The organism is Pseudomonas sp. IB20, assembly GCF_009707325.1.
GTDB lineage: Bacteria > Pseudomonadota > Gammaproteobacteria > Pseudomonadales > Pseudomonadaceae > Aquipseudomonas.
In genome coordinates, this window is sequence record NZ_CP046103.1 from 1,525,222 (window position 1) to 1,538,676 (window position 13,455).

The 13,455-nt window shown below is 61.1% G+C and carries 11 protein-coding genes and 3 pseudogenes; 9 read left to right on the forward strand and 5 right to left on the reverse strand.

Annotation, left to right across the window (positions count from 1 at the left end):
* The first annotated feature begins 8 nt into the window (after positions 1-8).
* The gene (locus GJU48_RS07035; protein WP_094953227.1) at positions 9-881 is read left to right on the forward strand and encodes a LysR substrate-binding domain-containing protein; all 873 of its coding nucleotides are present in this window, start codon (positions 9-11) and stop codon (positions 879-881) included.
* A gap of 137 nt (positions 882-1,018) precedes the next feature.
* Here the strand turns inward: GJU48_RS07035 and GJU48_RS07040 are convergent.
* Both GJU48_RS07040 and GJU48_RS07045 read right to left on the reverse strand, forming a co-directional pair.
* Positions 1,019-1,633, reverse strand: a pseudogene (locus GJU48_RS07040) (NAD(P)-dependent oxidoreductase).
* Between the two features lie 34 nt (positions 1,634-1,667).
* Positions 1,668-2,534 (reverse strand): MBL fold metallo-hydrolase, encoded by an 867-nt coding sequence (locus tag GJU48_RS07045; RefSeq protein WP_094953225.1) that lies wholly within the window; start codon positions 2,532-2,534, stop codon positions 1,668-1,670.
* Positions 2,535-2,640: 106 nt separating this feature from the next.
* Here GJU48_RS07045 and GJU48_RS07050 point away from each other — a divergent pair, with 106 nt between their 5' ends.
* Positions 2,641-3,546 carry a LysR family transcriptional regulator gene (locus GJU48_RS07050; protein ID WP_094953223.1) on the forward strand — a complete coding sequence of 302 codons (906 nt, stop codon included), beginning with the start codon at positions 2,641-2,643 and terminating at the stop codon, positions 3,544-3,546.
* Positions 3,547-3,672: 126 nt separating this feature from the next.
* Positions 3,673-3,822 carry a hypothetical protein gene (locus GJU48_RS24845; RefSeq protein WP_176463001.1) on the forward strand — a complete coding sequence of 50 codons (150 nt, stop codon included), beginning with the start codon at positions 3,673-3,675 and terminating at the stop codon, positions 3,820-3,822.
* Here the strand turns inward: GJU48_RS24845 and GJU48_RS07055 are convergent.
* The gene (locus GJU48_RS07055; protein WP_155295950.1) at positions 3,815-4,693 is read right to left on the reverse strand and encodes a helix-turn-helix domain-containing protein; all 879 of its coding nucleotides are present in this window, start codon (positions 4,691-4,693) and stop codon (positions 3,815-3,817) included. The two genes, GJU48_RS24845 and GJU48_RS07055, sit on opposite strands and share 8 nt — an antisense overlap.
* Positions 4,694-4,883: 190 nt before the next feature.
* Here GJU48_RS07055 and pobA point away from each other — a divergent pair, with 190 nt between their 5' ends.
* Together pobA and GJU48_RS07065 are read left to right on the forward strand one after the other, a co-directional pair.
* Positions 4,884-6,068, forward strand: coding sequence for a 4-hydroxybenzoate 3-monooxygenase (pobA, locus tag GJU48_RS07060; protein ID WP_176463002.1), 1,185 nt, complete (start codon positions 4,884-4,886; stop codon positions 6,066-6,068).
* A 67-nt stretch (positions 6,069-6,135) separates the two neighbouring features.
* Positions 6,136-7,653 (forward strand): MDR family MFS transporter, encoded by a 1,518-nt coding sequence (locus GJU48_RS07065; protein WP_094953243.1) that lies wholly within the window; start codon positions 6,136-6,138, stop codon positions 7,651-7,653.
* A 61-nt stretch (positions 7,654-7,714) separates the two neighbouring features.
* Here GJU48_RS07065 and GJU48_RS07070 read toward each other — a convergent pair.
* Both GJU48_RS07070 and GJU48_RS07075 read right to left on the reverse strand, forming a co-directional pair.
* Positions 7,715-8,562, reverse strand: a pseudogene (locus GJU48_RS07070) (cache domain-containing protein).
* A gap of 50 nt (positions 8,563-8,612) precedes the next feature.
* Entirely contained in the window at positions 8,613-9,386 is a 774-nt protein-coding gene (locus tag GJU48_RS07075; RefSeq protein WP_094949890.1) for a transporter substrate-binding domain-containing protein, read from the reverse strand.
* A 414-nt stretch (positions 9,387-9,800) separates the two neighbouring features.
* Here GJU48_RS07075 and GJU48_RS07080 point away from each other — a divergent pair.
* From GJU48_RS07080 to GJU48_RS07095, 4 genes and pseudogenes are all read left to right on the forward strand, one after another.
* A pseudogene (locus GJU48_RS07080) lies at positions 9,801-11,117 on the forward strand (glutamine synthetase family protein); the annotation flags it as partial.
* Positions 11,118-11,254: 137 nt separating this feature from the next.
* Positions 11,255-11,854 (forward strand): class I SAM-dependent methyltransferase, encoded by a 600-nt coding sequence (locus GJU48_RS07085; RefSeq protein ID WP_094949888.1) that lies wholly within the window; start codon positions 11,255-11,257, stop codon positions 11,852-11,854.
* 122 nt (positions 11,855-11,976) lie between these two features.
* Complete coding sequence (gene rnd / locus GJU48_RS07090) at positions 11,977-13,110, forward strand: ribonuclease D (RefSeq protein ID WP_094949887.1); 1,134 nt, start codon at positions 11,977-11,979, stop codon at positions 13,108-13,110.
* On the forward strand, positions 13,107-13,400 hold the full coding sequence (locus GJU48_RS07095; protein WP_083359595.1) for a YcgL domain-containing protein: 294 nt from the start codon (positions 13,107-13,109) through the stop codon (positions 13,398-13,400). The genes rnd and GJU48_RS07095 overlap by 4 nt, the downstream gene beginning before the upstream one ends.
* Positions 13,401-13,455 lie beyond the last annotated feature (55 nt).

Below are 13,455 nucleotides of genomic sequence, written 5' to 3' on the forward strand. Positions count from 1 at the left end.
CAGCCCCTATGAAACGCCTGCCACCGCTGCCCGCGCTGCACACCTTCTGGGTCACGGCCCAGTGCTGCAACTTCACCCGCGCCGCCGAGCAGTTGCACATCACCCAAGGTGCGGTGAGCCGACAGATCGCCGGGCTGGAGAGCCATTTGGGCTACGCCTTGTTCCAGCGCCAGGCGCGCGGTTTGGCTCTGACCGAAGAAGGCCGTGAGTGGTCGCTGCGCGCGCAGCAAGTGTTTGGCCTGATCGGTGACGCGGTGGAGCAGATCGGCAGCCGCCGCGCCACCTTGCAACTCAAGGCTTCTACCTGCGTGATGCGCTGGTTGCTGCCGCGCCTGATGCAGTGGCAAAAGGAACGCCCGGATGTGCCGGTGGAACTCACCACCACCGTGGCCTACACCGTGGACTTTCGCCGCGAGCAGTTTGATGCAGCGGTGATCTATTCACCCATCGCCGAGCAATCGGCCCAGGCCCGGCATTTGTTTGATGAACAACTCACGCCCGTCTGCGCGCCGGGTTTACTCGGCGGCTTGCACACACCGGCTGATCTGCAACAACAGGTGCTGCTGCACCCCGCGCGGGATGAGCGCGATTGGGCGTTGTGGCTCAAAGCGGCGAATACGCGGTTGAGCAACCTGGCCCAGGGGCACCATTTCGAGACGTTGGATCTGGCCATGACGGTGGCGTCCCAGGGTTCCGGGGTGGCGATTGGCGACAGTGCGTTGATAGGCGAGGATGTGAAAGCGGGGCGGTTGGCGACGCCGTTTGAATTAAGGGTGCCGACGGGGATGGGGTATTACTTGGTGTATCCGCCTGGGGCGGAGCCTCAGGTTGGGCTTGAAGCACTGATGGATTGGCTAGTGAGCCAAGCCCAACAGTCGTAATACCGAAGATTCAAATGTGGGAGCCGGGCTTGCCCGCGATGCAGGCACCTCGGTGTGTCAGTCACACCGCGGTGAAGCTATCGCAGGCAAGCCAGCTCCCACACAAGCCAGCTGCCACAGTTTTGACCGTGTAAGGCTTAGTAACCCACGGTGAAACGCTGACGTGAGTGCTTCGGCGTTTCCACTTCGTCGATCAGTGCGATGGCAAAGTCAGCAAAACTGATCCAACTACGGCCTTCGGCACTCACCAGCAACTCATCCTGGCCCACACGGAATTGGCCGGTGCGCTCGGTCTCAACGAACTCCGCCGACGGCGACAGGAAAGTCTAATCCAGTTCCTTTTCCTGGCGCAGCGTGTCCAGGAACGCAGCACCGGCACTGGCTTCGGCCTTGTACTCCGCCGGGAACCCCGGGCTGTCGATCACGCGGCTGCCATCGGGCAGCAACAACGAACCTGCACCGCCCACCACCAGCAGGCGTTTCACCGAGGCTTTCTTCACCGGGCCGATCACGGCACTGGCCGGCAGCGTGGCGAAATGCGCCGCACTGATCACCACATCGTTGCCGCTGACGGCCTGTTGCAACGCTTCGGCATCCAGCGCATCGACTTGCTTGACGGTAACGCCTGGGCGCGCCGCCAGCGTGTCGGTATTACGTGCGATGGCCGTGACGGTATGCCCACGACGCAGCGCTTCTTCCAGCAGTTGGCTACCGGCACGACCGGTGGCACCAATAATTGCAATCTTGCTCATAACGCTCTCCAGTCAGTCAGGGTTAAAAAACCATTCACCACTTCATTTCGCCCTTGGCGACTTTGGCGCTCAGGTCCAGCGAGCTTTCGTCGGCGAGGTTGGGGTAGCGTTTTTTCATCGCTGCAATCAGGGCGGCGGAGTCCTTGGCTTTGGCGGTTTCGACGTCGAACGCCTTGATGTAGTCAGCGGTAAAGGCCACGGACTTCAGTGACGGGCTGCCCAGGAAATGGCCTGGAATCACGGTAGTCGGTTTCAGCTGTTGGATACGTTGCAGTGTTGCCAGCCAATCCTTGTGGGACTGTGCGCTTTGGGTGTCGGCCATCCACACGTGGATGTTTTCGGCGACTACCACACCGCCGACCACGGCCTTGATCGAGGGGATCCACACAAAGCTGCGATCCGGCTGCGGGCCGTCCAGGCCGATGATTTCCAGTGGTTGACCTTCGAGGGTCAGGCTGTGGCCTTCAAGCACGTGCGGCACGATGGTTTTTGCCGGTTTGTCGGCGCCCATTTTCGGGCCCCAGAATTCCAGCTTGCCGGCGACGGTGGCCTTGATATGGTCGACCACCGGTTGCGGTGCCAGCACCTTGGCGTCGGGGAACGCGGCGGTCAGGGTGTCGAGGCCGAAGTAGTAGTCCGGGTCGCCATGGCTGATGTAGATGGTGGTCAGGTGCTTGCCGCTGGCGCGAATTTTTTGCACCAACTGCTCGGCCTGGCCTTTGCCGAATTGTGCGTCGACCAGGATCGCGTCTTTTTCGCCGCTCACCAGTACCGAGCTGACCGGGAAGATCGCAGCTTCACCAGGGTTGTACACGTCGAGTTTCAGCGCTGCCGCCGAAGCTTGGGCGGCGAAGGCCAGGGCGGCGGTCGCGAGGGTCAGGCGTTTGAGGGTGGATAGCATCGGGGCAGCTCCAGTGATCGTTAAAGGATGCACAGAGCTTAGTTGCACTAAACGCCACAAAAAATGCGATGCTGAAACATAGTTTGTTTCTAAAAGCGTGCAAATCATGGATCGTCTTCAAGCAATGCGGGTGTTTGTCACGGTAGTCGACCTGGGGAGCCAGTCAGCCGCCGCTGATCAGTTGGACCTGTCGCGGCCAGTGGTTTCACGTTATCTGGCCGAGCTTGAGGATTGGGTGGGCGCTCGCCTGATGCATCGCACGACGCGCAAGCTCAGCCTTACCGCGGCGGGTGGCGAAATGCTGCCCCGTTGTCGGCAAATGCTCGAGTTGTGCAACGACATGCAGTCGGCCGTCAGTGAGCCGGACGAATCGCCGCGTGGCCAACTGCGGCTAAGTGTCAGCAGCTCGTTCGGCCAGGCGCAGTTGGCGGATGCCGTGGTCGAGTTCGTCAAACGCTACCCGTTGGTCAGTATCGACATGCAGATGCTCGACCGTACGGTGAACCTGGTGGATGAGCGTATCGACCTGGCCATCCGCACCAGTTTTGAACTGGACCCCAATCTGATCGCTCGCAAGCTGACGCTCTGCCGCTCGGTGATTTGCGCCTCACCTGCCTACTTGCGGGAGCATCCGCACCCGCAGCACGTGCACGACCTGGCGGAGCACAACTGCCTGACGCACTCCTACTTCGGCAAAAGTCTGTGGCACTTCACCGAAAATGCAGAGCCGGTGTCGGTGGCGGTGCAGGGCAATATCAGCGCTAACGAGGCGACCACCCTGTTACGGGTGACGCTGGCGGGCGCTGGGGTGGCGCGGCTCCCCAGCTATCAGGCGGGTGACTACATCCGCAGCGGCGAATTGATCCGTTTGCTGCCCGAGGCCGAGCCGCAACAGATGAATGTTTACGCGGTGTTTGCCTCGCGCAAACACATGCCGTCGGCGCTGCGCAGCCTGCTGGATTTCCTGGTGCAGCGGTTCCCGGAGGAGCCGGTTTGGGATATCGGCCTCTGAACCCGACATAAAGATGTTGAATGGCGCCCCATAATGGCAACTCGCCCTGAGTGACCTATGCTTTAAACAGCACCGAGTCGTTTCATTCAGAGGTGTGCCATGACTCTAAAAATCAGAAAGTACCTAATGATCTTCATCCTGTGCGCTGTGGCGACCGCGCTGTACGGCACGGCCGCCTACCGGGTTGAACAGACCCGCATGCAGCCGACCTTTGCGATCAGCTGCCATCAGGACCTGTGTGTTCCGCGTACCGGCAGTTTCAGCGCGCTCAGGTAGGCTGCTCAGCCTGTCTCCGCGACGCCTTGGGCGAAAACCCGACCCGTCGGCGAAACAGCCGAGAGAAGTTGGTGGGGTCGGAAAACCCCAACACCTCCGACATCTCATTGATGGTCATGCTGGTGTAGGTCAGCAGGCGCTTGGCCTCCAGCAACTGGCGGTCATGCATGATCTGCAGCGCAGGCTGCCCGCCCAATTCCCGACATGTGCCGTTCAGGTGTGAGACCGAGATGCCCAGTTTGTGGGCCAGGTCTTCAATTTTCGGGTGTTCGCGGTAATGCTGTTCAACCAGTTGGGTAAAACGCCGGAAATACTCGCGCCCACGTGGTGCTCGCGGGTGGCGGCGCTGGATGGCCTGGCGGCTGATCCATACCAGCAACACGCTGACCAAGGCGTGCATCATCATGTCACGCGCCGGTTGCTCATCGGCGTATTCGTCTTGCAGGCGGGCAAACAGGCTGTTGAGGTAGTCGCTGTCCTTGCCTGCCGCGTAACTGCCCAGGGTCTGCAAACCGTCCACCGTCGCGCCCAGTTGCGTCTGCATATAGCTGACCAGCGGCGCCGACAGCGTCACGACGTAACCTTCGACATCCTCGGCAAACCGAAACCCATGCACACACAAAGGCGGCAGCACCTGCAAGGTCGCTTCGCTGAGCGTAGTGCGCAGGCCTTCGATCTCCAATTGCGCCTGGCCTTTGTGCACGTACAACAACTGGCAGAGGTCCGCGTGCCGGTGGGGCTGGATTTCCCACTGGTACTCCCGGCTGCGCCGGGAAATGGTTTCACAGTGCAACAAATCAGGGGTCGGCCATTGCTGGCTTTCCCCGTAAAGCTTGAAGACCGGAATCGCGGTACTGGCAGTTTTGGTCATGGTTTCAATCCGATACTCAGGATAGTGGTGCGGTAATCGCCCCGATTGGCAAAAAGCGCAGGCTTTGTCTCAGTTTTCACCTTCTTATGGCGGCCACTCAAGTGAAAAATGATCAGCAACATGATGAATGACAACTCTTTCACCTGATCCGTTCGGGTGAAGCTTACGGGTTATAAAAATAATGAAAACGCTGAAAACCCAAGTCGCCATTATTGGCGCCGGTCCCTCAGGATTGCTGCTTGGCCAACTGCTGCACAATGCGGGTATCCAGACCCTGATTCTAGAGCGTCAGAGCGCCGATTACGTGCAAGGCCGCATCCGTGCCGGGGTGCTGGAACAAGGCATGGTCGACCTGCTGCGCGAGGCCGGCGTCAGCCGGCGTATGGATGCCGAAGGCCTGGTGCATGACGGTTTTGAGCTGGCGCTCAATGGCCAGCTCAGCCACATCGACCTCAAGGGCTTGACCGGCGGCCAGTCGGTGATGATCTACGGCCAGACCGAAGTCACCCGCGACTTGATGCAAGCGCGTGCAGCCGCCGGCGCCGTCACCCTGTACGAAGCATCCAACGTGCAGCCCCATGCCCTCAAAAGTGATCGACCCTGGCTGACCTTCGAACATCAGGGTGAGGCCTTTCGCCTGGAGTGCGACTACATCGCCGGTTGCGATGGTTTCCACGGCGTTGCGCGTCAGGCGATTCCGGCTGAGTCGCTGCAAGTGTTCGAGCGCGTCTACCCCTTCGGCTGGCTGGGCATTCTTGCCGACACGCCGCCGGTGCACGCGGAGCTGGTCTACGCCAAGCACCCACGCGGCTTTGCCCTGTGCAGCATGCGTTCGCCGACCCGTAGCCGTTATTACCTGCAAGTGCCGGCTGAAGAGCCGCTGGATGAATGGTCGGATGAACGGTTTTGGGATGAGCTGAAAACCCGCCTGCCGAGCCAACTGGCCGAACAACTGGTCACCGGGCCTTCCATCGAGAAAAGCATCGCGCCGCTGCGCAGCTTTGTGGTGGAGCCGATGCAATACGGGCGCCTGTTCCTGCTTGGGGATGCCGCGCATATCGTGCCGCCCACCGGCGCCAAGGGCTTGAACCTGGCCGCCAGCGATGTGAGCACGCTGTTTCGCATCCTGCTCAAGGTGTATCGCGAGGGGCGCGTGGACTTGTTGGAAAAGTACTCGGCAATCTGCCTGCGTCGGGTGTGGAAGGCCGAGCGGTTCTCCTGGTGGATGACCTCGATGCTGCACCAGTTTCCCGAGGCGGACGGCTTCAGCCAGCGCATTGCCGACAGCGAGCTGGCATATTTCATCCACTCGCAGGCGGGTCGCAAAACCATTGCAGAAAATTACGTCGGGCTTCCTTACGAAGCTATCGAGTAGCCTGCTATCGTATCGAGCATTCCCGCAGGCCCTTCCTTTCCTGCGGGCCTTGCTCGAAGGTTCTGCCGTGACCCGCCTCAATCAGCCCACCCAACCCGTCCCCGCCGTGCGCAGTGTGCTGGCCGCCTTGATGATGGCGATCTTCCTTGGCGCCCTGGACCAGACCATTGTCGCCGTGTCCATGCCGGCCATCTCCGCGCAGTTCCACGACGTCAACCTGCTGGCCTGGGTGATCTCTGGCTACATGGTGGCGATGACGGTGGCGGTGCCGATCTACGGCAAGCTCGGCGACCTGTATGGGCGCCGCCCGATGATGCTGATCGGCATGGGCGTGTTCACCCTGGCCTCGCTGTTTTGCGCCATGGCCCAAAGCATGGAGCAACTGGTGCTGGCGCGGATTCTCCAGGGCATCGGTGCCGGTGGGATGATCTCGGTGAGCCAGGCGATCATCGGCGACATCATTCCACCGCGTGAACGCGGGCGGTATCAGGGCTACTTCAGCAGCATGTACGCGGTGGCCAGCGTGGCCGGGCCGGTGCTCGGCGGTTACATGACCGAGTACCTGTCCTGGCGCTGGGTGTTTTTGATCAACCTGCCGCTGGGCGCCGGCGCCTGGTACGTGGCCCATCGCACGCTGGTGGGGCTGCCGGTGCCGCAGCGCAAGCCGATCATCGATTATCTCGGCACCGTGCTGATGATCGTCGGCCTGACCGCCTTGTTGCTGGGCATTACTGAAATCGGCCAGGGCCATCATTGGCGTGACCCGCAAGTGTTGGGGCTGCTGGTCTGTGCGCTGGTGGCGCTCACGGTGTTTGTCTGGCATGAACGCCGTGCGCGCGAACCCTTGCTGCCGATGCACCTGTTCGCCAACCGCAGCGCGGTGCTGTGCTGGTGCACGATTTTCTTCACCAGCTTCCAGGCGATCTCCCTGACCGTACTGATGCCGCTGCGGTATCAGACGGTGACCGGCTCAGGCGCCGACAGTGCCGCGCTGCACTTGCTGCCGCTGGCGATGGGCTTGCCGATGGGCGCCTATTTTGCCGGGCGCATGACCTCGGTGACCGGGCGTTATAAGCCGATGATCTTGACGGGCGCGTTGTTGAGCCCGTTTGCGATTCTGGGCATGGCCTACAGTGCGCCGCAGGCGGTGTGGCTGACGGCGGTGTTCATGTTGCTGTGCGGGATTGCGGCGGGGATGCAGTTTCCTACGTCCCTGGTGGGGACGCAGAATTCGGTCGAGCAGCGGGATATCGGCGTTGCGACCAGCACCACCAACCTGTTTCGCTCGTTAGGCGGGGCGGTGGGCGTGGCGTGCATGTCGACCTTGTTGCTGGCGTTGTTGCAGGATTCCAGCTTTGCGCACTTGGCCAGCGGTGCGCTGGTGGCCGAAGGCAATTCCGGGAATGTCTTGCTGGACGGCTTGAACGCCGCGCCAGGGCCTGCGCAGGATGCATTGCGCGGGGAGTTGGCGGTGACGTTTCGGCATTTGTTGATGGTGAGTGCGGCGGTGTCGTTGCTGGGGTTGGCGGCGGCGCTTGCGATGCCTAACCGCGTGCTGCGTGGGCGTGAAGACAACGCTAAGTAATTGACACAATGATGAGCGAACTGGCGGCGCGCTCCCACAGTGGATTGCATTTCAATTCTGCTCAGGGGCTGTAGTACCCGACCGCCACCATAAAATGCCCCGCCTTGCGCAAGTACGCGTGCTTGTTCTCAACCTTACCTGTCACCGGGTTTTTCCAGCGGTACTTGTACTCACCCTGATCCTGCTCGGCCATTATCTTGAGGATCGGCTCGCCCACCGGCTCGCCCACCGGCTTGCCATCCGGGTCCTTGATCTTGGCGAAGTCGGTGTTAACCAGGCGCAGGTTGGTGCCATGCGCCACATAGCGCCCGGTATTCAGGTCCACCACAAACACATACAAATCATCTTGCAGAAACCCGCCCTGCAACGCGTTGATCGCCTTGAGCGTGCCGGCTTCATCCTTCATCAGCGCGTTCACCGCCTTGTTGCGCAGCCCACGCGCCTGTTCCGGTGTGGCTCGAGGCAGGTAATAACCGACTGCCAAAATCCGTTCGCCCACGCGCTGATAAAACACATGCTTGTGCTCAACCTTGCCGTCATTCCAGCTCTGCCAGCGGTAGTCGGCCTGCTGGATGCCTTGGCCCTCGGGTACGGCCAGCGCTTGCTTGAACGAGGCTTGCAAGTCCGGCCCGAGCTGCTCGGATACGTCGCGGCCGATCAGGCGGAGGAGGGCCCGCCGCTGGCCAGCAGCACGCCCTTGGTATCAACCACAAACACATAGCGGTCGTGGTCGATGAAGTCACCTTGGCGACTGAAGGCGGCGAACGCTTTGTCGCCGTTGCTCTGGTAATAGGCCAAAGCCTTTTCCAGTAGGGCCTTGGCGGCCTGTGCGTCCTTATCCTGAGTGGCCGCGTGCACCTGACTGAAACACAACAGCAGCAGCCAGGTGAGTCGGAGCAGTCCTTTCATTACCCATCCCTCAATATTGTAGGTTTGGCAACAGCGTAGACGGTTCTGGCTCAGGGCGCCGCGAGCCACTGATTGACGATGCCGCCGTACACGCCGGTGGCGACGCTCAAGTGCAACCACTGGTCGACGTAGCTTTTCCACGCCACATCATCGCGGGGCAGCAGGAAGGCTTTTTCGCTGTACTGCATCTGCTGTTCTGGGTTGACGGCACACAGCCCAGGCTTAAGCTTTTGCTGGAAGCGCGCTTCGCTGGCGTCGGTGATCATCACGTCGGCTTTGCCCGCCAACAATTCGTCGAAAATCGTCACGTTGTCGTGCAGGCGAATCTGCGCCTGGCCCAGATGAGCGCGGGCAAAGACTTCGTTGGTGCCGCCCGCCGGTTCGATCACCCGCACCTGCGGCTGGTTGATCTGCTCGACGGTCTGGTAGCGCTGTACATCAGCGCAGCGCACCAGCGGAATCTTGCCATCCACGCCCAGGGCCTGGCTGAAGAAGGCTTTTTTCTGGCGTTCCAGCGACACCGAAATACCGCCCACGGCGATGTCGCAGCGTTGGGCCAGGAAGTCCGGCATCAGGGTTTTCCAGGTGGTCGGCACCCAGGTGATTTTCGCATTCAAGCTTTTGGCCAGTGACTCAGCCATGGCAATGTCGATGCCTTCATAACGGCCATCGGCGCGCAGTGACGTGTAGGGCTTGTAGTCGCCGGTGGTGCAGACGGTGAGCGTGCCGCGCTGCAGCACTTCATCCAGGCGCGATGGCGCGGTGTCGGCCAGGGCGGTGGTTGCGATACTCGCCAGTACACACAGGGCTAGGGGCGCTTTCATGTGGTCGAGTCCTTAGGGCATGATCGGGGGCGGTCATTATTTCCAGCAGCGCGCTCAGGTAGCAAGGGCCGCGCAATGTTTAGCCAGTTTGCAACCAAACTCCATCAACCCTGAATTTAACCACCTATCCAGGCGTGTGAGGCTGCCGGGCATCTACCTCATTGTGAATCCTGCATGGACGGTTCCCCCGACACTCACCCCGCGACACTGCCTGGCGCATTAGTGCCGAGCTGTCCGACGGTTGTCGAGGCACTCCCCTCCGAGCTGGCCTTCTGGGCCTTGTTCCACTGCCGACACGCGCGCCCACCCGATACTGCTCTCCTACGTTGATCTGCCCCATGGATGACGCGCACCTGTGCGCATCTGCCCGGCGGTGCCTGTGCGCCCGCCTGCCGCAAACGTATGAGAATTCCAATGAGTGTTTTTGCCAGCCTGCACGAAGCCCAATCTTTCCTTGAGCAGAACCCGGACGTTGAGATGTTCGAGCTGTTTATCCTCGACAACAACGGCGTGCCACGCGGCAAGTTGCTGCACCGCGATGAGTTGTTGGCGGTGTACGAAAGTGGCCGGCCGTTACCCAGCACCATCCTTGGCCTGACGATTAACGGCGATGACGTGGAAAACTCCGGGCTGGTGTGGGACGTCGGCGATATCGACTGCCGCGCCTACCCGATCAGCGGCAGTTTGCAGCGCATGCCGTGGCGCCTGATCCCGACGGCGGCGGTGCAAGTCAGCATGCACCCCACCGAAGGCCTGCCCGCCACCGTGGCCGACCCCAGGCATTTGCTCGCCAAGGTGATCGACGGCTTAAAGGCCGACGGTTATTACCCGGTGATGGCGGCAGAGCTGGAGTTTTACCTGCTCGACCAGAAGCCCGACAGCAACGGCCGACCGCAACCGGCCCGGGATGTGGACGGTAATCGCCCGCGCTCGACCCAGGTGTATGGCCTGCGCGAACTGGAGCAGATCGAGCCGTTCCTTGCCGACCTTTATAGCGCCTGCAAACTGCAAGGCATCCCGGCGCGCACGGCGATTTCCGAATACGCGCCGGGCCAGGTTGAAATCACCCTGGAACATCGCTTTGATGCGCTGCAAGCCATGGACGAAGCGGTGCGCTATAAACGGCTGGTCAAGGGCGTGGCGCATAAACACGGGATGACTGCGTGTTTCATGGCCAAGCCCTTTGATGGCTTGGCGGGCACGGGCATGCACATGCATGTGAGCCTGGCGGACGTCCACGGCAATAACCTGTTCGCCAGCGAGGCTGCCGATGGCACGCCGCTATTGCGTCAGGCGGTGGGCGGTATGCTCAGCACGTTGCTCGATTCGTTGCTGATGTTCTGTCCTAACGCCAATTCCTACCGTCGCTTTCAGGCCAACAGCTATGCGCCGCTGGCCGCCACTTGGGGGGTGGATAACCGCACGGTCAGCTTGCGCGTGCCCGGCGGGCCGGCCAATTCCCGGCACATTGAGCACCGTATCTGTGGTGCCGACGCTAACCCTTACCTGGCGGCCGCTGCGATTCTGGCTGGCATCCACCGGGGTATCCGCGAACAGCGTGACCCTGGTGCTCCGGTGGAGGGCAACGGGTATGCCCAGGCCAAGGAATTGCTGCCGACTGACTGGCTCACCACTTTGCGTGCTCTGGAAGGTTCGAGCTGGGCGCGGGATGCGTTTGGCGGTGAGTTTCTCGGGGTGTACCTGGCGGTGAAACGCGCTGAATATCGCCGTGGGGCGGATAGGTACTCAGCGCACCGCCAAACGCGTGCAATCTCAAGTCATTCACGGCTTCGACCTTTTTTTCACGTTGCAGTCGTTAAGCTGCGAATCAAGGTCGTTCACTACCGTTCCACACACATGAGCCCGTGATGTCGTCACCTACTCCATCCTCTATCGAGACTGAGTTCGCCGAGCGCTGTGACCGTGAGCATGCCAGGGTCTGCGGCGACACACGCCCGCCAGCGCTGCTCAAGCGCCTAGCGGCCTGGCGCGATGATCGGTTGGTGCGCCAGGCATTGAAGGTGGCCGGCGAGCCGGGGCTGATCCTCGACCTGGCCTGTGGCTCTGGCCGGTTCTGGCCGGTGTTGGCCGAACACATCAACCGGGTGATCCTGGCCTCGGACAACTCCCAGGCCATGCTCGACCACGCGTGCACCCACCATCCGGCGTCATTGCTCAAGCGCGTCAAAACATTCCAGGGCTCGGCGTTTTCCATCGGCCTGTCGGCAAATGCGGTTGACTGCATTTTCTGCCTGGAATTGTTTCGCCATGTACCCAACAGTGACGGGCGTTTGGCGCTGCTGCGCGAGTTCCACCGGGTCAGCCGCGACACGGTGATCGTTTCCGTGAATGCGCATACGCCTGTCGAGGGCGAGTTCCGCCAAGCGGGTTTCAACATACTCAACCATCAGGAATTCCTGCCGGGCTCCAAGCTGTGGCGGGTCTACGTCCTGCGTAAGAGAGGCTAACTCCTGCCTGTCCGACTATTCTTCATCTCTTGTCGGAGTTTTCATGATGGTGTGTGCACTGCGGATGCTCGCAAGGGGCTTTCGCGATATATACTGCGCGCCATTCTTCAAGGGAGAGCCGTGTGGCCATCGATATTCACTGGATCTGCGACAACGATAGCCTCGGCCAGCATTGCGACGAATGGCAGCAGTTGCCATTCGTCGCCCTCGACACCGAATTCATGCGGGTCGACACCTTTTACCCCATTGCCGGGCTGATCCAGATCGGTGATGGCGTGCGCGCTTACCTGATCGATCCCCTGACCATCGACAACTGGCAACCCTTGGCCGCCTTGCTGGAAAACCCAGCGGTGATCAAGGTGGTGCACGCTTGCAGCGAAGACCTGGAAGTGTTGCTGCGCCTGACCGGCAGCCTGCCGGTGCCGTTGTTCGACACTCAATTGGCGGCGGCTTACTTGAACCTCGGTTTCTCCATGGGCTACTCGCGCCTGGTGCAAGCCGTGCTGGATATCGAGTTGCCCAAGGGTGAGACCCGCTCGGACTGGCTGCAGCGGCCATTGTCCGAGACCCAAGTGAGCTACGCCGCCGAAGACGCGGTGCACTTGGCCGAGGTCTACATCCGCCTGCGCCCGAAGCTGTCAGACGACAAATACGCTTGGGTGCTGGAAGACGGCGCCGAACTGGTGGCCAACCTGCGCCGCGAGGTGGACCCGTACGAGGTGTACCGCGACGCCAAGTTGGCGTGGAAACTGTCCCGCGCCCAGCTCGCCGTGCTGCGTGAGCTGTGCGCCTGGCGCGAGCAGCAAGCCCGCGCCCGTGACCTGCCGCGCAACCGTATCATTCGTGAACACTCGTTGTGGCCCCTGGCCAAATCCCAGCCGGATAACCTCGCCGCGCTGGGCAAAATCGAAGACATGCACCCGCGCACCGTGCGTCAGGATGGCCAGTTTCTGCTGGACCTGATCAAACGTGCCGGCAGCGTGTCCATGGACCAATGGCCACCCGCCGTGGCTGAACCGCTGCCGGTGGACGCCGCCACGCTGATCAAGCAACTGCGTACCTTGGGCCAGGCCGAAGCCGAACGCCTGGACATGGCGCCGGAGCTGATGCTGCGCAAGAAAACCCTCGAAGCCCTGGTTAAAAGCGGCTACCCCGATGGGCCATATAAATTGCCAGACTCGCTGCGTGGCTGGCGCCGCGAGTTGATGGGCCAAGCGCTGCTCGACAGCCTGGCCACTGCCGGAGAACAGCCTTGAAACGTATTTGCTCCATCTACCGCAGCTTGAAAAAAGACGGGATGTACCTCTACGTGCTGAAAAGCGATGCGCTGGAGCGTGTGCCGGAACCGTTGATGGAAGCCTTCGGCAAGGCCCATCTCGCGTTCGAGATGATCCTGACGCCAGAGCGCAAGCTGTCCCGTGAGGACATCACCGTGGTCCTGGAAAACCTCGACAAGCAGGGCTACCACCTGCAAATGCCACCGGCCGAGGACGAGTACATCGAGCACTTGCCCGAAGAGCTGTTGCGCCGCAACGACCCGATGTGATCGGACAGTGCCCTGCCCAGGGCACATTCTTCAATGCAAACGTATAAGTGGGTGG

What these genes read in the sequence shown, in the direction of transcription:
- GJU48_RS07035 (WP_094953227.1), top strand. Translation starts at nt 9, where the DNA reads ATGAAACGCCTGCCACCGCTGCCCGCGCTGCACACCTTCTGGGTCACG.
- GJU48_RS07045 (WP_094953225.1), bottom strand. Translation starts at nt 2,534, where the DNA reads ATGCTATCCACCCTCAAACGCCTGACCCTCGCGACCGCCGCCCTGGCC.
- GJU48_RS07050 (WP_094953223.1), top strand. Translation starts at nt 2,641, where the DNA reads ATGGATCGTCTTCAAGCAATGCGGGTGTTTGTCACGGTAGTCGACCTG.
- GJU48_RS24845 (WP_176463001.1), top strand. Translation starts at nt 3,673, where the DNA reads ATGATCTTCATCCTGTGCGCTGTGGCGACCGCGCTGTACGGCACGGCC.
- GJU48_RS07055 (WP_155295950.1), bottom strand. Translation starts at nt 4,693, where the DNA reads ATGACCAAAACTGCCAGTACCGCGATTCCGGTCTTCAAGCTTTACGGG.
- GJU48_RS07075 (WP_094949890.1), bottom strand. Translation starts at nt 9,386, where the DNA reads ATGAAAGCGCCCCTAGCCCTGTGTGTACTGGCGAGTATCGCAACCACC.
- GJU48_RS07085 (WP_094949888.1), top strand. Translation starts at nt 11,255, where the DNA reads ATGTCGTCACCTACTCCATCCTCTATCGAGACTGAGTTCGCCGAGCGC.